This window comes from Micromonospora sp. LH3U1 (assembly GCF_028475105.1).
Taxonomy (GTDB): domain Bacteria; phylum Actinomycetota; class Actinomycetes; order Mycobacteriales; family Micromonosporaceae; genus Micromonospora.
In genome coordinates this window covers 5,820,544-5,840,337 of sequence record NZ_CP116936.1, presented here as the reverse complement: position 1 = coordinate 5,840,337, position 19,794 = coordinate 5,820,544, and the positions used below count along the sequence as shown (strand labels likewise).

Annotated in this window: 19 protein-coding genes; 6 read left to right on the top strand and 13 right to left on the bottom strand. The window is 71.4% G+C overall.

Annotation, left to right across the window (positions count from 1 at the left end):
- Positions 1–43: 43 nt before the first annotated feature.
- Positions 44–1,654, bottom strand: coding sequence for a SpoIIE family protein phosphatase (locus PCA76_RS26765; RefSeq protein ID WP_272613204.1), 1,611 nt, complete (start codon positions 1,652–1,654; stop codon positions 44–46).
- Positions 1,655–1,781: 127 nt separating this feature from the next.
- The gene (locus tag PCA76_RS26760; RefSeq protein ID WP_272613203.1) at positions 1,782–3,020 is read right to left on the bottom strand and encodes an ROK family transcriptional regulator; all 1,239 of its coding nucleotides are present in this window, start codon (positions 3,018–3,020) and stop codon (positions 1,782–1,784) included.
- Positions 3,021–3,098: 78 nt separating this feature from the next.
- On the opposite strand from PCA76_RS26760, the gene xylA reads away from it, so the two are divergent.
- The 3 genes from xylA (at position 3,099) to PCA76_RS26745 (ending at position 7,271) form a co-directional block, all read left to right on the top strand.
- A complete protein-coding gene (gene xylA, locus PCA76_RS26755) occupies positions 3,099–4,286 on the top strand; it encodes a xylose isomerase (protein WP_272613201.1) in 1,188 nt (395 codons plus the stop codon).
- Positions 4,287–4,294: 8 nt separating this feature from the next.
- Positions 4,295–5,722 (top strand): xylulokinase, encoded by a 1,428-nt coding sequence (gene xylB / locus PCA76_RS26750; protein ID WP_272613199.1) that lies wholly within the window; start codon positions 4,295–4,297, stop codon positions 5,720–5,722.
- A gap of 94 nt (positions 5,723–5,816) precedes the next feature.
- The gene (locus PCA76_RS26745) at positions 5,817–7,271 is read left to right on the top strand and encodes an MFS transporter (protein WP_272613198.1); all 1,455 of its coding nucleotides are present in this window, start codon (positions 5,817–5,819) and stop codon (positions 7,269–7,271) included.
- A 44-nt stretch (positions 7,272–7,315) separates the two neighbouring features.
- Here PCA76_RS26745 and PCA76_RS26740 read toward each other — a convergent pair whose 3' ends face one another.
- The 5 genes from PCA76_RS26740 to PCA76_RS26720 form a co-directional block, all read right to left on the bottom strand.
- Positions 7,316–8,992, bottom strand: coding sequence for a glycoside hydrolase family 13 protein (locus PCA76_RS26740; protein ID WP_272619651.1), 1,677 nt, complete (start codon positions 8,990–8,992; stop codon positions 7,316–7,318).
- A 96-nt stretch (positions 8,993–9,088) separates the two neighbouring features.
- On the bottom strand, positions 9,089–10,135 hold the full coding sequence (locus PCA76_RS26735) for a LacI family DNA-binding transcriptional regulator (protein WP_272613197.1): 1,047 nt from the start codon (positions 10,133–10,135) through the stop codon (positions 9,089–9,091).
- Positions 10,136–10,203: 68 nt separating this feature from the next.
- Positions 10,204–11,169, bottom strand: a complete 966-nt coding sequence (locus tag PCA76_RS26730) for a carbohydrate ABC transporter permease (protein WP_272613195.1) — start codon at positions 11,167–11,169, stop codon at positions 10,204–10,206.
- A gap of 1 nt (position 11,170) precedes the next feature.
- Positions 11,171–12,217 (bottom strand): carbohydrate ABC transporter permease, encoded by a 1,047-nt coding sequence (locus PCA76_RS26725; protein WP_272613194.1) that lies wholly within the window; start codon positions 12,215–12,217, stop codon positions 11,171–11,173.
- Positions 12,218–12,286: 69 nt separating this feature from the next.
- The gene (locus tag PCA76_RS26720; protein WP_272613193.1) at positions 12,287–13,633 is read right to left on the bottom strand and encodes an ABC transporter substrate-binding protein; all 1,347 of its coding nucleotides are present in this window, start codon (positions 13,631–13,633) and stop codon (positions 12,287–12,289) included.
- A gap of 251 nt (positions 13,634–13,884) precedes the next feature.
- Here PCA76_RS26720 and PCA76_RS26715 point away from each other — a divergent pair, with 251 nt between their 5' ends.
- Entirely contained in the window at positions 13,885–14,658 is a 774-nt protein-coding gene (locus PCA76_RS26715; protein WP_272613192.1) for a M23 family metallopeptidase, read from the top strand.
- Between the two features lie 51 nt (positions 14,659–14,709).
- Here the strand turns inward: PCA76_RS26715 and PCA76_RS26710 are convergent, their stop codons facing one another.
- The 5 genes from PCA76_RS26710 to PCA76_RS26690 form a co-directional block, all read right to left on the bottom strand.
- On the bottom strand, positions 14,710–15,204 hold the full coding sequence (locus PCA76_RS26710; protein WP_272613191.1) for a TspO/MBR family protein: 495 nt from the start codon (positions 15,202–15,204) through the stop codon (positions 14,710–14,712).
- A 140-nt stretch (positions 15,205–15,344) separates the two neighbouring features.
- Entirely contained in the window at positions 15,345–15,488 is a 144-nt protein-coding gene (locus tag PCA76_RS26705; RefSeq protein WP_007464364.1) for a GPGG-motif small membrane protein, read from the bottom strand.
- On the bottom strand, positions 15,479–16,255 hold the full coding sequence (locus PCA76_RS26700) for a metallophosphoesterase family protein (RefSeq protein ID WP_272613190.1): 777 nt from the start codon (positions 16,253–16,255) through the stop codon (positions 15,479–15,481). The genes PCA76_RS26705 and PCA76_RS26700 overlap by 10 nt, the downstream gene beginning before the upstream one ends.
- Before the next feature lie 10 nt (positions 16,256–16,265).
- On the bottom strand, positions 16,266–16,541 hold the full coding sequence (locus PCA76_RS26695) for a hypothetical protein (RefSeq protein ID WP_272613189.1): 276 nt from the start codon (positions 16,539–16,541) through the stop codon (positions 16,266–16,268).
- Positions 16,538–17,122 (bottom strand): nucleotidyltransferase, encoded by a 585-nt coding sequence (locus tag PCA76_RS26690; protein ID WP_272613188.1) that lies wholly within the window; start codon positions 17,120–17,122, stop codon positions 16,538–16,540. The genes PCA76_RS26695 and PCA76_RS26690 overlap by 4 nt, the downstream gene beginning before the upstream one ends.
- Positions 17,123–17,301: 179 nt before the next feature.
- Between PCA76_RS26690 and PCA76_RS26685 the strand changes: the two genes are divergently transcribed.
- Positions 17,302–17,973 carry a dTMP kinase gene (locus PCA76_RS26685; RefSeq protein WP_272619649.1) on the top strand — a complete coding sequence of 224 codons (672 nt, stop codon included), beginning with the start codon at positions 17,302–17,304 and terminating at the stop codon, positions 17,971–17,973.
- Here PCA76_RS26685 and PCA76_RS26680 read toward each other — a convergent pair.
- A complete protein-coding gene (locus tag PCA76_RS26680) occupies positions 17,958–18,650 on the bottom strand; it encodes an SDR family NAD(P)-dependent oxidoreductase (RefSeq protein WP_272613187.1) in 693 nt (230 codons plus the stop codon). The genes PCA76_RS26685 and PCA76_RS26680 overlap by 16 nt on opposite strands.
- A gap of 112 nt (positions 18,651–18,762) precedes the next feature.
- Here PCA76_RS26680 and PCA76_RS26675 point away from each other — a divergent pair, with 112 nt between their 5' ends.
- Positions 18,763–19,779, top strand: a complete 1,017-nt coding sequence (locus tag PCA76_RS26675; RefSeq protein ID WP_272613186.1) for an NAD-dependent epimerase/dehydratase family protein — start codon at positions 18,763–18,765, stop codon at positions 19,777–19,779.
- Positions 19,780–19,794: the final 15 nt, after the last annotated feature.

Sequence of the window (19,794 nt, the reverse complement as noted above, 5' to 3'; positions counted from 1 at the left end):
CAAGCCGTTCGGGCCGGCATCCCGCCCTGGTCGGAGCCGCCGATCACACCGGCGCCGACGCGCACACGGCCAGCATGGCGATGTCATCGTGGGCCTGCCCGTCCAGCCAGTCGTCGACCGCCTGGAGCACCCGGTCGATCAGCGCCGCCGGCGGCTGCCCGGCCGCCGCCGCGAGCGTGGCACGTAGCCGGGCTTCGCCGAACGTCGCCGCGTCGCGCGGGCCGCGCGCCTCGGTAACCCCATCGGTGTACGCGAGCAGCAGGTCGCCCGGGTCGAGGTGCACCCGAGCCTCGGCGAATCGCGCGGCGGTCAGTGCGCCAACCGGCATGCCGCCGACCGGGACCGGGGTGACCGTGCCGTCGGTGGTGACCAGCAGTGGCGCCGGATGCCCCCCGCCGGCGATCCGGACGTCCACGCCGGCAGGCCCGCGCTCCAGAGAGCCGAGTAGCAGGGTGGTGAACTGGCTGCGTCGCGCCGCGTCCGGCGCGTCGAACAGCGCCTGGTTGAGCAGCTGGACCAGCTCCAGCGGGCGCTGCTCGACGAGCCGCAGCGTCTGCAACGACTGACGGACCCGGCCGGTCAGCACGGCCGCGCCCACGCCCCTGCCACACACGTCGCCGAGCGCGAACAGCGCGCCGCGAGGGTGCGGAAACACCTCGTAGAAGTCGCCGCCGATGCGCAGGGTGTCCTCGGCTGCCCGGTAGCCGCCGGCCAGGGTAACGCCGGGCACGTTCGGCAGCTCGGGCGGAAGCAGGCTGGTCTGCAGCACCCGGGCCAGGTGAGCCTGCTCGCCGTGGAGATCGGCCGTGGCCAGCGCGGCACCGGCCCGGGCGGCGAACTCGCGGGCCAACTCCGTGTCGCGCCGGTTGAAGCCGGCCCGTCCGGCTCGGCGGATCAGCAGCAGAGCACCGGCCGACCCACCGGCGCTGGGCATCGGGCTGACCAGCACCATGCCCGGGGGGCCGAACCCGGGTGGCAGCAGGGCTGCCAGTTCGGCGGGCTGGGCGTCCAGCCAGGGGCTCGGCTCGGCGAGACCGCCGGCCAGCGCCTCGGCGAGCCCGGGCACGGTGCTGGTCAGCGCCGACCCGGCCAGGCCGGCGACCGGGGCCGGCTCACCGTCGGCGTACCGGATCCAACGGGCGTGCGGCTCGGCCGGCGCGGCCGGTCGGGGCAGCGTCACGGCGACGTCGGCCAGGTATGGAACGGCGAGTGTGGTGGTGGCCAGGAGCACCTGGTCCCGGCGCAGGGACAGCCCGAGTCGGCTGCCGGCCTGGGCGAGGAACGCGGTGCGGGAGCGTTCGGCGAGCAGGGCGTCGGTGCGGACCTGCTCCTCGGTGACGTCGCGGATGTACCACGCGTACCGGGAGCCGGCGAGCTGCCGCCGGGCGCCGCGCAGACGCCGGCCGTGGTGGTCGGCGTCGAAGCGGTCGGCGTCGCCGACGACCGCCCGGGCCAGGCCCGCCACCGCGCATCGGGACAGCTCGGCGCCGGCGCTGATCTCCGGGAGCAGCTCCGCCGCCATGGCGTTGACCAGGGTGACCCGGCCGGTCTCGTCCGTCGTCAGCACGGCCTCGGCGAGCCCGTCGAGCAGCTCACGGGCCAACTGCGAGTCGGCCGGCAGCGGAGTGCCGCCGGGTTGCCCGGTCGTGGTCACCGCTGGACGTCGGCCCGCGTCTGACGACCTGTGCGCATGCTGCTTCTCGACTCCTCACCCGGAAATCGTTGCCTGGGTGCAAGGGTACCGATCCACTCCGACGGAGGCACAGAGCGTGGGGCGTCGGTCAGCCGGAGCGGGCCAGCCAGCCGGCGGGCTGGGCGACGATCCGGCGGGCCACCGAGCCGGCGGCGCCCACCGCGGCGGCCTCCGCGCCGAGCCTCGACGGCCGGACCGTGACCGGCGACCAGGCGGCGGTCAGCACCCGGCCGGCGATCTCGGCGAGCACTGGAGGGCACAGCCAGGGTGCCAGCGCCGCGTAACCCCCACCGAGCACCACGGTGTCCAGGTCGAGCAGGTTGACGACGCTGGCCACCGCGACGCCGAGCGCGGTTCCGGCGTCGTGCAGCGCCCGCAGTGCGTCAGCGTCGCCGGCCTCGGCCAACTCGGCCAGCCGCGCCGTCGCGGTGTCCGCGGGAAGCTCCGCCCGGGCCAGCCCGGCGGCAGTCACGATCGCCTCCTGACCGGCGTACTGCTCCAGGCAGCCCTGCCCGCCGCAGCGGCACGGGCGGCCCTCGGGGTGGACCGGAAGGTGCCCGATTTCGCCGCTCCAGCCGCGGGCGCCGCGGAACAGCGCCCCGTCCAGCACGATGCCGGCGCCGATGCCCACCTCACCGGATATGTGCAGGAAGCTGGACGGGCCGGGTGGCTGGGAGTGCAGCTCGCCGAGCGCCGCGAGGTTGGCCTCGTTGTCCACCACCAGCGCGGGGATACCGGGCACCTGCTCGACCAGCGGAGGGTGCTCGGCGAGCAGCGCGGGGACCGGCACGTCGCGCCAGCCGAGGTTCGGCGCGAGCCGGACCAGCCCGGCGTCGTCCACCAGGCCGGGCACCGCGAGCGCGGCCCCGACCAGCGTGAGGTCCTGCTCGGCAGCGTCGTCGCGGGCGGCCTCGGCCATCTCGACCAGCCGGGCCAGGGCGTCGGCGGGGGCCACCGGGCGCAGATCGGCCCGGTGCACGGTGCGGTGCCGGACCTGGCCGGCGAGGTCCACGACGCAGACCGCCAGGTAGTCGACGTTGACCTCCAGGCCGAGCCCGGCCGGCCCCTGGTCGGCCAGGACCAGCCCGCGTGCCGGGCGGCCGGCGCCGGAGCGGGGCGCCGGGTCGGATTCGCAGACCAGCCGGCCGGCGAGCAGGTCCTCGACCACCGCCGACACCGTGGCTCTGGTCAGGCCGGTCGCGGTCGCCAGGTCGGCCCGGGACGGAGGGCGGTGGGCTGCGGCGATCCGGCCGAGCACCAGGGCGAGGTTGAGCTCGCGCAGGCTGCCCTGACGGACTGCGCCGGCCGGGGCGTGGGTGAGGCTCACCCCTTGACAGTGCCATAGGTCGAGCAAATAATTCAATCGCTGAACAAATAGCGGACAACACCACCCCGGAGGTCGCTCATGGCACCCCGTCCCACTCCCGCCGACAAGTTCTCCTTCGGGCTCTGGACCGTCGGATGGCAGGCCCGCGACCCGTTCGGTGACGCGACCCGCCCCGAGCTCGACCCGGTCGAGGCGGTGCACCGGCTCGCCGAGCTCGGCGCGTACGGCATCACCTTCCACGACGACGACCTGATCCCGTTCGGCGTCGACGCCGCCACCCGTGACCAGCACATCGCCCGGTTCCGCAAGGCCCTCGACGAGACCGGCCTCGTGGTGCCCATGGTCACCACCAACCTCTTCACCCACCCGATCTTCAAGGACGGCGGCTTCACCAGCAACGACCGCGACATCCGCCGGTACGCGCTGCGCAAGGTGCTGCGCAACGTCGACCTGGCCGCCGAGCTGGGCGCGAGCACCTTCGTGATGTGGGGTGGCCGCGAGGGCTCCGAGTACGACGTCGCCAAGGACGTTCGCGCCGCGCTGGACCGCTACCGCGAGGCGGTGGACCTGCTCACCCAATACGTCATCGACCGCGGCTACAACCTGCGGTTCGCGCTGGAGCCCAAGCCCAACGAGCCGCGCGGCGACATCCTGCTGCCCACCATCGGGCACGCGCTCGGCTTCATCTCCCAGCTGGCCCACCCGGAGATGGTCGGCCTCAACCCGGAGGTCGGCCACGAGCAGATGGCCGGGCTCAACTACGCCCACGGCATCGCCCAGGCGCTCTGGCAGGGCAAGCTGTTCCACCTGGACCTCAACGGCCAGCGCGGCATCAAGTACGACCAGGATCTGGTCTTCGGCCACGGTGACCTGATGAACGCGTTCGCCCTGGTGGACCTCCTGGAGAACGGCGGCCCGAACGGCGGGCCGACCTACGACGGGCCACGGCACTTCGACTACAAGCCCTCCCGCACCGAGGACATGGACGGGGTCTGGGCGTCGGCGGCGGCCAACATGAGCACCTACCTGCTGCTCAAGGAGCGGGCCGCGGCGTTCCGCGCTGACCCCGAGGTGGTCGAGGCACTCGCCGCCAGCAAGGTCGGCGAGCTGAACACCCCCACGTTGAACGCGGGCGAGGGCTACGACGAGTTCCTGGCCGACCGGTCCGCGTTCGAGGATGTCGACGTCGACGCGGTGGCCGCCCGGGGCTTCGGCTTCGTCCGGCTCAACCAACTCGCCGTCGAGCACCTGCTCGGCGCTCGCTGAGGCCCGCCATGCCGTTGGTCGCAGGCGTTGACTCGTCCACCCAGTCCTGCAAGGTGGTGATCCGGGACGCGGAGACCGGTGCCCTGCTCCGGCAGGGCCGGGCACCGCACCCGGATGGCACCGAGGTCGACCCGGAAGCCTGGTGGCAGGCGCTGCGCAGCGCCGCCGACCAGGCCGGCGGGTTGGCCGACGTGGCGGCGATCTCCGTCGCCGGCCAGCAGCACGGCATGGTGTGTCTCGACGAGGACGGCCGGGTGGTCCGCCCGGCGCTGCTGTGGAACGACACCCGATCCGCCGACGCCGCCGCCGATCTCGTTGAGGAGGCCGGCGGCGGCGCGGCCGGGCGTCGGTTCTGGGCCGAGGCAGTCGGCAGTGTGCCGGTGGCCAGCTTCACCATCACGAAGCTGCGCTGGCTGGCCCGGCACGAGCCGGAGCTGGCCGCCCGGGTGGCCGCCGTCTGCCTCCCACACGACTGGCTGACCTGGCGGCTGGCCGGCGCGCCGGGGTTGGGCGCGCTGCGTACCGACCGGGGTGATGCCAGCGGCACCGGTTACTGGTCGCCGGCTATCGGCGACTACCGACTGGACCTGCTGGAGCGGGGCTTCGGCCGGCGGTTGGTGGTGCCCGAGGTGCTCGGTCCGGGTGAGTCGGCGGGCAAGCTGGCCGACGAGCTGGGTGGACCGGGCGGCGCGCTGCTCGGTGCGGGCACCGGGGACAACGCCGCCGCCGCGTTCGGCGTCGGTGCCGGCCCGGGTGACGTGGTCGTCTCGATCGGCACGTCCGGCACCGTTTTCAGCGTCGCCGACGTGCCGGCTGCCGACGAGAGCGGTGCGGTGGCGGGCTTCGCCGACGCGTCCGGTCGTTTCCTGCCGCTGGTCTGCACGCTCAACGCGGCCCGTGTGCTGGATGCCGCCGCCGCGATGCTCGGCGTCAGCCTGGACGAGCTGGCCGACCTGGCGCTCTCCGCGCCAGCCGGCGCGGACGGGCTGGTCATGGTGCCCTACCTGGAGGGTGAGCGGACGCCGAACCGGCCGCTCGCCACCGGCGCGGTGCACGGGCTGACCCTGCGCACGTCGACCCCCGCGCACCTGGCGCGGGCCGCCGTGGAGGGCATGCTCTGCGCGCTCGCCGACGGACTGGACGCGCTGACCGCGCAGGGTGCCACCGTCCGCCGGGTCATCCTGGTCGGCGGCGGGGCCCGGTCGGCCGCGGTGCGTCGGATCGCGCCGCAGGTCTTCGGCTGCCCGGTCGTCGTCCCGCCGGCCGGCGAGTACGTCGCCGACGGCGCCGCACGGCAGGCCGCCTGGGTCGCCCTGGGCGGTCCCACGCCGCCGGTCTGGGCGGTCGAGGGCACCGAGGAGTACGCGGGCGAGCCTGTCCCCGCCGTCCGTGACCAGTACGCCGCGGCTCGTGGGTTGGTCCTCGACCGGCGCTGACCGTCGGGATCGACGCGGGTGGGTGCCGGCGGGAAGCTGACCGGCACCCACCCGCGTGACGACCTCGTCAGCGGAGTCTGATTGGCTGCCCGTCATGACGGTGACCAGTGGCGGGCCCGGCCGGGGCCGGGCGGAGCCCGGCCAACGCCCGCACGGTCGGGGCGGTGGCCCGGCGCACCGGTTGTACAGCGTCGTGGTGTTCGTGCTGCTCGCCTCACTGGACAACGTGGCGATCGGGCTGGTCCCGCCGCTGTACGGCCCGATCTCCGACGCGTTCGACGTGTCGGGACGGCTGCTCGGTCTGGTCACCGCGGGCAGCTTCCTGGTCAGCGCGGTGGCAGCGGTCGGCTGGGCGTACGTCGGCGACCGGACCAACCGTAAGCCGCTGCTCATGGTGGGCACGCTGCTCTGGGCGGCGGGCACCGGCGGCAGTGCACTCGCCGGCGGGTACCTGACGTTCCTCGCCGCGCAGCTGGTCGCGGCGGTCGGTTTGGGCGCGGTCGGCTCGGTGGGCTTCTCCGTGGTCACCGACCTGATCTCACCGACCCGGCGAGGGCTGGTGATGAGCTTCTGGGGGCTCTCCCAGGGGGTCGGCACCCTGGCGGGCACGCTCGTCGGCGGGCTGCTCGGGGCGACCGACTGGCGGCGGCCGTTCCTGCTCCTGGCGGGCGTCGGCCTGGTCGCCACCCTGGCCTACCTGTTCACGTACGACATACAGCGTGGCCAGAGCGAGCCGGAGCTGGCCGACAGGCTGGACGCCGGCGCCGAATACGACTATCGGATCAGCCGCGCCGACCTGCCGCGCATCCTGGCCCGCCGGACCAACCGGTGGCTGATCCTGCAGGGTCTGACCGCGCAGGCGGCGTTCGGCTCGCTGGTCTGGCTGCCGGTGCTCTTCGCCGAACGGGCCGAGGCCCAGGGTTACTCGGCGTCGACCGCAGTGGTGGTGGGCAGCGTGTTCGCCACGCTGTTCCAGCTCGGCGGGGTGCTCTCCATCGTGGGTGGGCTCATCGGCGACGCGGTGCAGCGGCGTACGCCGAGAGGGCGGGCTTTGGTCGCCGCGGTCGGCATCCTCGCCGCGTTGCCCTTCTACCTGGTGCTGTTCTTCGTTCCGGTGACCATCGACGTGCCGGACGGCGCGAGCGGCGGTGCGGTGGTCGGTGCGGTGCTGGCGAGTGTGTTCACCGAGCCGTCGGTGGGGCTGAGCCTGCTCACCGCGATCGTGGCGCTCGCGCTGACCTCGGCCAACTCGCCGAACTGGTTCGCGCTGATCGCCGACGTCAACCCACCGGAGCACCGGGGCACGGTCTACAGCCTGGGCAACCTGGTCAACGGAGTCGGTCGCGCCGCCGGCAACGGGTTGGTCGGGGTGGCGTTCCAGGGGTTGCGAGCGGCCTTCCCGCCGCCGCTGAACTTCGCCGTGGGGCTGGCCGCGTTCCAGCTCTTCTTCATACCCACCGGTGTCATGTACTGGCTCGCCTCGCGGACCTCACCGGCGGACATCGACAACGTGCACGACCTGCTGCACGCCCGCGCCGACCGCCTGTGAGGAAGGGCCTCTCGTTGACGAGAGGCCCTTCCCCGCAGCGTTGATCAGGCGGAGCGCAGCCAGACCGTCACGTCGGTCGAGATTGCGCCGTCGTCGTTCAGAGGCGCGCTGCTGGCGAGCACCTCGGCGCCGGCCGGCACCGGCACCGGGGCGTCACCGAAGTTGGTCAGCACCGTCAGCTCCGCGTTGCGGAAGGTCAGCACCTCGTCGCCGGAGGACAACCACTCCAGGGTGCCGCGACCCAACCCGTGGGCGCGACGCAGCCGCAGCGCCGTGCGGTACAGCTCGTACGTCGAGCCGGGCACGTCGCGCTGGCGGTCCAGCGCGTACTCCGCCCAGAGCGAAGGCTGCGGCAGCCAACTCGCGTCGGTGGGCCCGAAGCCGTACGACGGGGCGTCGGCCTCCCACGGGATCGGCACCCGGCAACCGTCCCGGCCGCGCTGGGTGTGCCCGCTGCGCGCCCAGGTCGGGTCCTGTCGGGCCTCGTCGGGCATCGTGGTGTGCTCGGGCAGCCCCAACTCCTCGCCCTGGTACAGGTATGCCGAGCCGGGCAGGGCGAGCATCAGCAGGGTGGCCGCCCGGGCCCGGCGCAGGCCGAGCGCGGCGTCCGGCTGCGGGTCGCCGATGCCGATGCCGTTGGGTCGTACGGTGCCGATCGGCAGGCCGAGCCGGGAGGCGTGCCGCACCACGTCGTGGTTGGACAACACCCAGGTGGTCGGCGCGCCGACCGAGTCGGTCGCCTCCAGCGAGCGGGTGATCACCGCGTACTGGGCCGGTGCGGTCCAGGAGGCGAGCAGATACTCGAAGTTGAACGCCTGGTGCATCTCGTCCGGGCGGACGTAGCGGGCCAGCCGCTCGGCCGGCTCCACCCATGCCTCGGCGACCAGCACCCGCTCACCGGGGTAGCTGTCCAGAACCTGCCGCCACTGCCGGTAGATCTCGTGCACGCCCTCCTGATCCCACATCGGCGGGCGCGGCTTGTCGACCTCGTTGCCGGAGAGGATCTCCTGTGGCTCCTGCCAGTCGGCCAGGTCGGCCTGCTTGATCAGGCCGTGCGCCACGTCGACGCGGAAGCCGTCCACCCCACGGTCCAGCCAGAACCGCAGCACGTCCAGGAACTCCGCGTGCACCTCCGGGTTGTCCCAGTTGAGGTCCGGCTGGCCGGTGTCGAACAGGTGCAGGTACCACTGGCCGGGTTGCCCGTCCGGGTCCACGGTCCGGGTCCAGGCGGGGCCGCCGAAGACGCTCTGCCAGTCGTTCGGCGGCTGGTCGCCGCCCGGGCCGAGGCCGTCCCGGAAGATGTATCGGGAGCGTTCCGGGCTGCCGGGCGCGGCGGGCAGCGCGGCCTGGAACCAGCGGTGCGCCGAGGAGGTGTGGTTCGGCACCAGGTCGACGATCACCCGCAGGCTGCGGGACCGGGCCTCGGCGATCAGCTTGTCCGCGTCGGCGAGGGTGCCGAAGAGCGGGTCGATGTCGCGGTAGTCGGCCACGTCGTAGCCGGCGTCGGCCTGCGGCGACGGGTAGAAGGGGGAGAGCCACACCGCGTCCACGCCCAGCTCGACCAGGTGGTCGAGTCGGGCGGTGATGCCGGGCAGGTCACCGATCCCGTCCCCGTCCGAGTCGGCGAACGAGCGGGGGTAGATCTGGTAGATGGTCGCCTCGGTCCACCAGCCCGTGATCGGGTGATCGGAGGGGGCCTGCTGCGTCGGATCGGTGTTCAGGGTGGTCTCCCGTGTCGGAGCTGTGGGTGGACTGCCGGCGGTGCTGCTGCCGGCCGCGTCGCCGCCAGCCGTCGGCCGTCGGCGGATGGTTGGAGTTCAGTCTGCCCGGGGCGGTGCGGTCGAGTCTCGGACCACCAACCGAGTGGGCAGGATCACCGGCGTGTCGCAACCGGTGTTCTGTCGACCCACGACTGGGCCCAGCGGGCGTGCCCCGAGCGGGTCGAGCAGCATTCGGGCGGCCAGCCGGCCCTGCTCGGCGGCGGGCTGCGCGACGGTGCTGAGCCCGAGCACACCGGCCAGGTCATGGTCGTCGATGCCGATCACGCTGACGTCCTGCGGCACCCGCAGCCCGGCGTCGCGCAGCGCGGTCATCGCGCCCATCGCCATCTCGTCGCAGGCGGCGACTATCGCGGTCGGCGGCTCGCCGCGGGCCAGTAACTCCGCGGTGGCCCGGTTGCCGCCGTCGATCGTGAAGCTGGACTCGACATCCAGGCTCGGCTCGGGCCGCAGGCCGGCGGACCGCAGCTCCGCCTGGTATCCCTGGCGTCGGTCGAGGTGGGTGGTGAAGGCCAACTCGTCGTCCGGATCGCCGGAGATGTGCGCGATCCGGTGGTGGCCGAGGTCGATCAGGTGCCGGGTGGCGGCTCGGGCGGCCGCGACGTCGTCGATCCGTACGCACGGCCAGTTGGGCACCCTGCTCCCCGAGCTGATGGTCACTCCGGGCAGGTCCAGAGTGGCCAGCGCGGTCAGGTCGGCCGGCCGCAGTGGCGTGGCGACCAGCATCATCGCGTCCACCCGCTTGTGCAGGTTGGCCGTACGCAGGACTCGCTGGCGGACCTGTTCCCGGCCGCCCAGGTTGTAGAGCAACAGGTCGTAGCCGGACTGGTGGAGATACTCCTCGACCGCCTCGACGACGGTGCTGAAGAACCAGCGGGTGATCCGGGGAACCACCACCGCGACTGTGCCGGTCCGGCCACCAGCGAGCCGGGACGCGCTCGGCGAGACTTCGTAGTCGAGCTGCTCGGCGGCGGCGAGCACCCGACGGCGGGTGGCGGCCGAAACCGTCGGCAACCCGCGCAGGGCCCGCGAGACGGTGGCCGTGGACACTCCGGCCAGCCGGGCCACATCATCAATCTTCGTCACGGTTCCCCCGCTCGGTGCCCGGAGCGCCCGCCGCCGCCCGAGGGGCCAGGCGGCGGCGGGCAAGCGGGTCAGCCCTTGACGCTGCCGGCGAGCAGGCCTCGCACGAAGTAGCGCTGCAGGGACAGGAACACGATGAGCGGTACGACGATCGACACGAACGCGCCAGCGGTCAGTCGTTGCCACTCGTTGCCCCGGGTGCCGGCCATCTCGGCGAGCCGGACGGTGAGCGGGGCGGTCTCGTCGCTGCCGCCAGCGAAGATCAGTGCGACCAGCAGATCGTTCCAGACCCAGAGGAACTGGAAGATGCCGAGCGCCGCCAGCGCGGGGGTGATCAGTGGAAGCACGATGGTGCGGAAGATCTTCGGGTGGGTGGCACCGTCGACCCGGGCCGCCTCCATCAGGTCTCCCGGTAGTTGCGAGATGAAGTTGTGCAGCAGGAAGACGGCGAACGGGAGTGCGAAGCAGGTGTGCGCGAACCACACCTGGGCGAACTTCTGTTCGTCGACCAGATCCCAGGCCGGCATGATGGTGACGCCGCCGAGGGAGACGCCGGTGGAGAAGAACTTCAGCAGCGGGACCAGGGCCATCTGCAACGGCACGATCTGCAGCGCGAAGATCGCGATGTAGAGCCAGTCCCGGCCGCGGAAGTTGATCCACGCCAGCGCGTACGCGGCCAGGCACGCGAAGGCGATCGGGAAGAGCACCGACGGGATGGTGATCGCCAGGGAGTTGATGAAGTACCCGGCGAGCTGCCCGGATGAGGACGACCGTCCGAACAGGACCTGCTGGTAGTTCTCCAGGGTGAACTGCGGGTTGGTGAAGGCGGTCCACCAGCCGGTGGTCTTGATCTCGTCCTCCGGCCGGAGGGAGGAGACGAGCAGGCCGAAGGTCGGGATGGTCCAGACCACCGCGATGACGATCGAGACGAGCGTCGCGGTACGGCTGTTCAACCGCTTGCGAACCCGCCCGGCGGTCGACGTGGGGCCGTCGGTCTTCTGCGTGCCAACGGCGACGGTGGGCGTTGCGGTCGTCATCTCAGCCCTCCCGCTGTTGACGGAGGTTGCGGATCTGGTAGATCACGATCGGGATGACCAGGATGAAGAGGAAGACCGCGAGCGCGGAGCCCTGGCCGTTCTCGCCGTACCGGAATGCCTGGTTGTACATCTCGTTGGCGATCACGCTGGTGTCGTAGTTGCCGTTGGTGGCGGTCCGGACGATGTCGAAGACCTTGAGCGAGCCGATCGAGAGGGTCACCACCACCACGATCAGCGCGGGCCGGATGCTCGGCATGGTGATCTGCCAGAACATCTGCCACGGGCTGACCCCGTCGAGCCGGGCGGCCTCCACGATGTCCCCGGGGATGGCCTTGATCGCGGCGGAGAGCACCACCATGGCGAAACCGGCCTGGATCCAGATCATGATGACGATCAGCAGCAGCGTGTTCAGGGGTGATTCGAGCAGCCACTGCTTGGGCTCACCGCCGAGGGTGACCACGATCTGGTTGAGCAGACCGATCTGGTCGCCTTCACCGCGGTAGGCGTAGACGAACTTCCAGATGATGCTCGCGCCGACGAAGGAGATCGCCATCGGCAGGAAGATCAGGGACTTGGCGACGACCTCGAACCGGGCCTTGTCCACCAGAACGGCGTAGATCACGCCGAACGCGGTCGCCACCAGAGGGACCAGGAGCACCCAGACCAGGCTGTTGACCAGGACCCGGACGATGGAGTCGTCAGAGAACATCCAGCCGTAGTTGCGCAGCCCCACCCAGTTGTTGCTTTCCCTGTCCATCAGGGAGAGCGACACGGTGCGGATGGCTGGCACGACCAGGCCGATGGCGAGCAGCAGAAGCGTCGGCAGCAGGAAGAAGAGGGCGAAGAGACCCTCGCGTTGCTTGAGTCGCCGGGTGATCGGCGCTCCACTCGCGGACGCGGCGACGAGCTGCGCCTCGCGTCGCCGTGCGAACCAGGCCGGTACGACGTCGAGCAGCAGGAGCAGACCGCCCACCACCACCACGAAGGCGATCAGCCCGTACATCAGCATGAGGAGCTTCGGCTGCTGATCGGCGAAGTCGAACTCCATCAACCCTCCCTTCCGGGTCTACTCGGCCGGTGGCCCGGCCCGCGAGCGCGGGCCGGGCCACCGCCGGGATCACTTAGGCCAGCTGCTCTCGATGCCCTGGAGCACCGGGGCGGTCGCCTTGCCGTTCAGCCACTCGACCATGCCCTTCCAGAACGTTCCCGCCCCGACACCGGCCGGCATCAGGTCGGAGCCGTCGAAGCGGAAGACGCCGGTCTTGTCCTGGAGGATCTGGACGGACAGCTTGTCGATCGGGCTGGCCACGTTGGCGATGTCCAGCTTGTTGTTCGCCGTGACCCAGTTGCCGAGCTTCGCGCGGCTGTTGACGTACTCGCCGGAGGCGAGGTAGGTCTGCACCGCCTGGACCTCGGGACGGTCGGCGTACGCGACGACGAACTCGCCCGCGCCCAGCACCGGCTTGCCCTTGGCCGGGTCGATGGCCGGGAAGTAGAAGGCGAACGCGTCGCCGTCCTCAGCCACCTTGGTGCCCTCGGGGAACTGGTTGGCGTAGAACGAGGCCTGCCGGTGCATGGCGCACTTGCCGTTGGTGACCGGCACGCCCGCCTCCTGGAAGGAGGTGGTGGTGATGCTCTTGACGCCGCCGAACCCGCCGTTCATGTACTTCTCGTTCTTGAGGATGGTGCCGGCGCGGTCGACCGCCTCGGCAACCTTCGGGTCGTTGAACGGGATGGCGTGGGTCGTCCACTGGTCGTAGACCTCGGGGGTCTGCGTCCGCAGCATCATGTCTTCGATCCAGTCGGTCGCCGGCCAGCCAGTGGCGTCACCGGACTCGACACCCGCGCACCACGGCTTCATGCCGCTGGCGGCGATCTTGTCGCTCAGGGCGATCAGCTGGTCCCAGCTGGTCGGGACCTCCCAGCCCTTCTCCTTGAACGTCTTCGGCGAATACCAGACGAAGGACTTCACGTTGGCGCCGAGCGGCACACCGTAGAGCGTCCCGTTCACGGTGCCGTACTTCAGCCAGTCGGCCGGCATGTTCTGCTCGGCCAGGGCCTTGGTGTCGGCACCGAGGGACTTCAGCTTGCCGGCGTCCGCGAACCGCTTCACGAGGCCCGGCTGGGGCACGAAAGCGATGTCGGGGGCGTTGCCGCCGTCGACCCGGACGGGGAGCTGCGCCTCGAACTCGCCGCTGCCCTCGTAGTCGATCTCGATGCCGGTGCAGTCGGTGAACTGCGCCCACGACCGCTCCAGCAGGTCGGCCTCCGCGTCACGGATGGACGCGTAGATGGAGACCTTCTTGCCGTCGTGGCCCTCGTACTTGTCGTATGCGGCACACTCCGCGGAGCCCGCGTTGTCGCTCTTCTTGTCGTCGCCGGTACCGCAGGCGGTGGCGCTGAGCGCCAGCCCGAGTACGCCGGCGATCGCGAAGGCCTGGCGTGGTCTGGTGAAGACCGCCATGCCGTCCTCCTTTCTAGCCGGCGCGGTCGTGCTCAGAGGCCCGGCGCCGGTCCCGATGGGCGTGCACACATGTAAGCGCTTGCATCCGGTCCGGTCCAGCCCCTGTCAGACACGAGCGAGTAACAATCCAGAAACCTCCGGGCCGCCTCGTGGGCGCGCTCCCGAGCCAGATCTTCGAGTCTTTCGAAGAATGACGATATCTGTCAGGCTGAACGCCTCGCATCGAAGGTTTTCGACATAGGAGGGGTTGTATGCCTAAGCGATGGATCAGCCTGCTGGTGACGGGTCTGCTCGTCGGGGGAGCACTGGTGCCGGCGAGCCCGGCCCTGGCCGCGCCGACCTTCAAGGTGCCGTTCCCGTGCAATCAGTCCTGGTCCGGGCAGACCCGGTCGGGTCACAGTCCGGCCAACGCCGTCGACTTCAACCGCACCGACGACCTCGGGGACCCGGTGGTGGCCAGCGCCCCCGGCACCGTCGACCGGGTGACCGACCTCGGCGGCACCAGTTACGGCAAATACGTCCGGATCAACCACGGGGGCGGTTACAGCACCTATTACGCCCACCTCAACGGCTTCAATGTCTCGGTCGGGCAGACGGTCGGCTACGGCAAGGTGCTCGGCTGGGTCGGCAGCACCGGTGGCTCGACCGGCCCGCACCTGCACTACGAGCAGCGCCTCAACGGCGCCGACATCCAGGTCCGCTTCAACGGCGCCCTGGGCCTGTACTGGGGCACCAAGACCTACACCAGTGACAACGGGTGCTCTTCGGGCAGCGGCAACGGCACGGTCGACACCAGCGGCACCCCGCTGACCGTCCGCTCCGGCCCCGGCACCGGGTACGCCTCGGTGGGCACCGTCGCCGACGGCGCCCGGGTGACCATCGCCTGCCAGACCAGCGGCACCACGGTCACCGGCACGTACGGCACCAGCTCGATCTGGGACCGGATCGGCTCCGGCAGGTTCATCGCGGACGCGTACGTGTACACCGGGCACGACGGCTACATCCCCGGCGTGCCCCGCTGCTGACCACGCAACGACGGCGGTCTCCGGTGGGCGGTGCTCGCCGGAGACCGGCGGTCAGGCGTTCAGCCGCCAGATCGACAGGTTCAACGCGGCGGCGAAGGTGACCCAGGCCCAGTAGGGCAGCAGCAGCGCAGCCGCAGCTCGGGACACCCGGGCGAACAGCACCACGGTGAGCCCGATCGCCAGCCACATCACCACGATCTCGGCGAACGCCAGCCCGTACTGCCCCGCGCTGAAGAACAGCGGGGTCCAGATCGCATTGAGCACCAGTTGGGCGGTCCATGCCCAGAGGGCCGGACCGAAGCCGACCCGGCGCCACACCAGCCAGCCGGCCACCGCGATCAGTGCGTAGAGCAGCGACCAGACCGGGCCGAACAACCACGAGGGCGGCGCCCAACCGGGCTGCCGCAGGCTCGCGTACTCGCCGGTGGTGCCCTGCACGCCCAGCCCGCCGATCGCGGCCGCGACGAACACGGCCGCCGCGAAACCGGCGAGGGCCCACCAGGACCGCCGGCCGGAGGTGGGTCGCGTCCTCTGCAATGTCTTCATGGTCGAGATATCTCCCTTCGACCGCCCGTCGAACACGCGGAAAAGAAGGCGCCGGGATCGCCGTGTCCGGTGCTCCTGTCGGGAGGACGAAGCTCCGGTCGCGGCGACCCCGGCGGGTCCCGGTGTTGAAGGTGCGATCGCTAATTGAAGATGCTGACACCACCCGGGCCGACCAACAGCCCGACAACGATGAGGACGATGCCCCACAGGATCTGCCGGCGGAACAGCGCGAGGATGCCGGCGACCACGAGTACGACTGCGAGAATCCAGAGAATCAGCTCCATGACCTCTGACTACCCGACTGGCCGATCGGGGAAACCTGGTCGGTGTCAAGTTGATCGCCAACGTGGAAGACGCTGTACGCCTGCTTGATCACCGGGTGCGCGACGTTGCGGACGCGTACCCCGCCGGGGGTCGTGCCGCGCTCGGTGCCGGCATGCGCGTGCCCGTGCAGGGCCAGCGCCGTGGGCGCCGAGTCGATCGCCTGACCCAACTGGTACGAGCCGAGGAACGGGTAGATCTCCAGCGGTTCGCCGACCAGCGTGTCCGGCACCGGCGCGTAGTGGGTGAGCGCCACCAGCATGTCGCAGTCCAGCGAGCGCAGCGCCGCACCGAGGCGGTCCGCGCTGTCGGTGGTGGTCCGCACGAACGACTTCATCTCCGGCTCGCCGAAGTCACTCGCGCACCGCCCGGCGAACCCGCCGCCGAAGCCCTTGACGCCGGCGATGCCGAGCCGGCCGCCCGCGCAGTCCAGCACCACCCCGTTGCCCTCCAGCACGGTGATGCCCGCGTCCTCGAGCACCTTGACCACCTGCGGCACCTGGTCACACTGGTGGTCGTGGTTGCCCAGCACGGTCACCACCGGCACGGCCAACCCACCGAACTCCTCTGCCACGCAGCGCGCCTCGGCCTCGGTGCCGTGCCGGGTCAGGTCCCCGGCCAGCAGCAGCACATCGGCGCAGTCCGGCAGTTCTTCCAATGCGGGACGGAATCGGCCGACCACGTCCTGGTCCAGATGCACGTCGCCCACGGCGGCGATCCGGATCACCATGAAACCTCCTTCAGGGCAGTTGCTCGATCTCCGTGGGCGCCTGGACGCGGATCACCCCGATGTCGCTGGTGATCGGCACGTCCGGGAAGCGCTCGGACACCCGGCGCAGGATCTCCTCCCGCCGGTGCGGGCTCTCCACCTCGCCGTGGAGCACGAGGGCGCGTTCCCGTCGGACCACGGTGATCCCCTGTTCGGCGACGGCGGGGTCCTCGGCGAGCAGCCGTTGGATCTCCGCTTCGACGTACTCGTCCGGTGGCCCGGCGCCGATGTCCCGATGGTGGGTCACGATGTCCCCTCTCCTGGCTGGGTGCCGGCGGCCGGCACCACCTCCAGTCGGTCCAGCAGCACCAGGAACGCCTCGGCGTACGGCGAGTGCTGCGTCTCCTTGCGTACCCTTTCCCAGTCGATCTGCTCCCTCAGCGACCGGGCCAGTGGCAGGCCGCGGGCGAAGTCGCAGTAGTGCTGGGAGAAGCTGAGCAGCTTGTGCACCATCAGCTGGCTGGCGGACAGGACCGGCATCTGGATCGCGTCCACTGGCCGGATGACCGTGTCGGCGAACGTCTCCTCGGTCACCGGCGTCTCGATCGGCCGGTGGATCAGATCCACCATGCGCCCGTCGTCGAAGACCTTCACCAGCCAGTCCTCCGGTGGACGTTCGGCGACGAATCCGGCGGACACCAGGGCCTCAAGCGACCGTTCCACGTCCGACTCCCGGATCAGGAAGTCGACGTCGTGCTCGCTGGAGTGGCCGCCGTGGGCGTAGACGGCGAAGCTGCCGCCCAGGGCGAACGGGATCTCGGACTGCTTGAGCACGGCGGCGACCTTTTTCAGGGTGTGCACCAGACTCTCGTCCCCGTGCTCAGCCATCTGGTTCTCCCGTCGTCATGTTGGTGGACCGGCGGTTGGATTTCGAACTCCGGTACCCGGCATTCCGGTCGGCCACACCTGCGCGCGTCCCGGTCGGGCCCCAACCGGGATGAAGCACCACAAACCTCGCGGACTCGGTGCGTGGGTCGGATAACCTGTCGAGGGTGGCCAGATCAGGGATGCGACGCGGCAGGGCCCGGTTGCGCACCGTTGCCCTGATCGGCATCGACGGTTCGGGCAAGACCACTCAGGCGCACCGGCTGGCCGACGCACTGACCGCCGCCGGCCGCCCCGCGAAATACCGACGCAACGCCAGCGGGCGGCGGTGGCTCGGACGGCTCGCCCACCGGCTCGGGCGGCCGGACGCTCAGCGCCTCGTCGGGCGCGACGGTGTGCTGGCCGTGGAGTCCGTGCTGCGCTGGCTCGCCATCGCCGTAGCCCTGCTCAGTTGCCTGCTCACCGGCCGGACGGCCGTGATGGATCGCTACTCGGCCTGCCAGTACGCGAGCATCCGGGCGCACGGTGGGCACCGCTGGGAGCGGTTGGCCCGCGCCGGCTACCGCCTGTTCCCGACGCCGCAGGTGACCTTCCTGCTCGCCGTCGACCCGGCGGAGGCGTACCGGCGCATCGAGGAGCGCGGCACCGACCACGAGACGATGGGCTGGCTGACCGCGGCGGACACCGCCTACCGAACCCTTCCTGAGTACCCGAGCTTCGTGCTGGTCGACGCGGGCCGCCCGACCGAGGAGGTGACCGAGCAGATCCAGGCTCACCTGGAGACCTGGCTGCCCCCGTCCTCCGATCCGGCGCCGGGTGACAGCGGCCCGTTGGTGGCTCAGGCCCGCCCGTAGACCGGGACGGTGGCACCGCTGGTGGGGGCGGACTCCGCTGACGCGAGGAACCGGATCACCGGCGCGATCTCGTCCGGGGTCACCCAGCGGGAGTGGTCGGCGTCGGGCTGGGCGACCCGGTTCGCCGGGGTGTCGATGACGCTGGGCAGCACGGTGTTGCAGCGCACGTTGCGCGACCGGTACTCCACCGCGACCGCGTTGGCGAAGGCCAGCACCGCCGCCTTGGCCGTCACGTAGCCGGCCGCACCGGGGAACGGGGCGACCGCTGCGCGGGCCGAGACGCAGACCACCGCGCCGCCGCCGGCCGCCACGAGGTGGGGCAGCGCGGCCTGGGTGACCAGGTAGGTCGGTCGCAGGTTGACGGTGAGCATCCGCTCGAAATCCTCGACCGGCGTCTCGTGCACCAGTCCACCGCTGGCGTACCCGCCGACCAGGTTGACCACCGCCCGCAGCGGCGCTGCCGGCTCACCGGCGGCGGCCTCGACCACCCGCGCGGCGCCCGCCGGGTCGCTCAGGTCCGCGACCAGCCGGACCACGCCGTCCGCCGCCGGCTCCGAGCCGGGCCGGGCTTCCCGTCCCGGTACGACCACCCGCCAGCCCGCCTCGACGAACGCGGCGACGACCGCCCCGCCGAGCCCGCCGGTACCTCCGGTCACCAACACGCTGCGCTCCGCCATGCGCTCACGCTAGTGCCCCGGTTACTGGGCATCGCCCGGTGGCCCGCTGCCGGCGCTCTGCCGAGAGCAGACTGGCTGGCCGAATCGCCCGTCGACCGCGCAGGATCAGCGGATGCGGATCCTTATTCTTGGTGGCACCCGATTCCTCGGCCGGGCGGTGGCGCAGCTCGCCATCGAGCAGGGCCACGACGTGACCTGCGCGGCACGGGGCGTGTCCGGCGTCGCGCCGGCGAAGGCCCGCTTCGTGCCGGTCGACCGAGACGATTCCGAGGCGCTGGTGCCGCTCGCCGATGAGGGTTTCGACGCCGTGGTCGATGTGACCCGCCAGGTCAGCCACGCCCGGTACGCGCTCGCCGCCCTGGCTGACCACGTCGACAACTGGTCGTTCGTGTCGACGATCTCGGTGTACGCGGACAACACCACCCCGGGTCAGACCGCGGCGGACGCGCCGGTGCTGGCACCGGCCCCGCCGGACGTCGATGGTCCGGTCGGCCCGGACAACCGCTGGTACGGCGAGTGCAAGGTGAGCATCGAACAGGCGGTTCGGGAGCGGGTGGGCGTGGACCGCTCGTTCATCTGCCGGGCGGGGCTGATCGTCGGCGCGGAGGACCCGAGCGACCGCTTTCCCTACTGGGTGCGGCGGCTGTCGGCCGGGGGAGAGGTTCTCGCGCCTGGACGGCCGACCGACCGGGTGCAGTTCGTGGACGTCGCCGATCTGGCGGCTTGGTTGCTGCGCGCCGCCGGCACCCGCCTCAGCGGCACGTACGACGGCACCGGGCCGGCGATGTCCCGGGCCGACCTGCTGGCCGGGGTTGCCGCCGGGCTGGGCGTCGCCGATCCGGACCTCACCTGGGTCGATCAGGAGTTCCTGCTGTCCCAGGACGTACGCGAGTGGTCGGGGGAGCGGGCGCTGCCGCTCTGGGTGCGGCTACCGGAGTGGGGCGGCCTGATGGACCGGGACGCCCGACCGGCTCTGGACGCCGGGCTGGCGGTCCGTCCGCTGGCCGACACCGTTCGGGCGACCGCGTCCTGGATGACAGCACACCCGGCCGCCGTACGGCAGGGCGGACTCGACCCGGCGGATGAGGTGGCGGTACTGCGGGAGTGGCAGGCTGTGCGAAGCCGGTGATCCCAGCCGACGGGA

Coding starts and splice junctions, on each gene's coding strand:
- PCA76_RS26710 (WP_272613191.1), bottom strand. CDS start 15,204: ATGAAGACATTGCAGAGGACGCGACCCACCTCCGGCCGGCGGTCCTGG.
- PCA76_RS26720 (WP_272613193.1), bottom strand. CDS start 13,633: ATGGCGGTCTTCACCAGACCACGCCAGGCCTTCGCGATCGCCGGCGTA.
- PCA76_RS26690 (WP_272613188.1), bottom strand. CDS start 17,122: ATGGCTGAGCACGGGGACGAGAGTCTGGTGCACACCCTGAAAAAGGTC.
- xylA (WP_272613201.1), top strand. CDS start 3,099: ATGGCACCCCGTCCCACTCCCGCCGACAAGTTCTCCTTCGGGCTCTGG.
- PCA76_RS26745 (WP_272613198.1), top strand. CDS start 5,817: ATGACGGTGACCAGTGGCGGGCCCGGCCGGGGCCGGGCGGAGCCCGGC.
- PCA76_RS26700 (WP_272613190.1), bottom strand. CDS start 16,255: ATGGTGATCCGGATCGCCGCCGTGGGCGACGTGCATCTGGACCAGGAC.
- PCA76_RS26730 (WP_272613195.1), bottom strand. CDS start 11,169: ATGACGACCGCAACGCCCACCGTCGCCGTTGGCACGCAGAAGACCGAC.
- PCA76_RS26685 (WP_272619649.1), top strand. CDS start 17,302: ATGCGACGCGGCAGGGCCCGGTTGCGCACCGTTGCCCTGATCGGCATC.
- PCA76_RS26715 (WP_272613192.1), top strand. CDS start 13,885: ATGCCTAAGCGATGGATCAGCCTGCTGGTGACGGGTCTGCTCGTCGGG.
- PCA76_RS26725 (WP_272613194.1), bottom strand. CDS start 12,217: ATGGAGTTCGACTTCGCCGATCAGCAGCCGAAGCTCCTCATGCTGATG.
- PCA76_RS26705 (WP_007464364.1), bottom strand. CDS start 15,488: ATGGAGCTGATTCTCTGGATTCTCGCAGTCGTACTCGTGGTCGCCGGC.
- xylB (WP_272613199.1), top strand. CDS start 4,295: ATGCCGTTGGTCGCAGGCGTTGACTCGTCCACCCAGTCCTGCAAGGTG.
- PCA76_RS26680 (WP_272613187.1), bottom strand. CDS start 18,650: ATGGCGGAGCGCAGCGTGTTGGTGACCGGAGGTACCGGCGGGCTCGGC.
- PCA76_RS26675 (WP_272613186.1), top strand. CDS start 18,763: ATGCGGATCCTTATTCTTGGTGGCACCCGATTCCTCGGCCGGGCGGTG.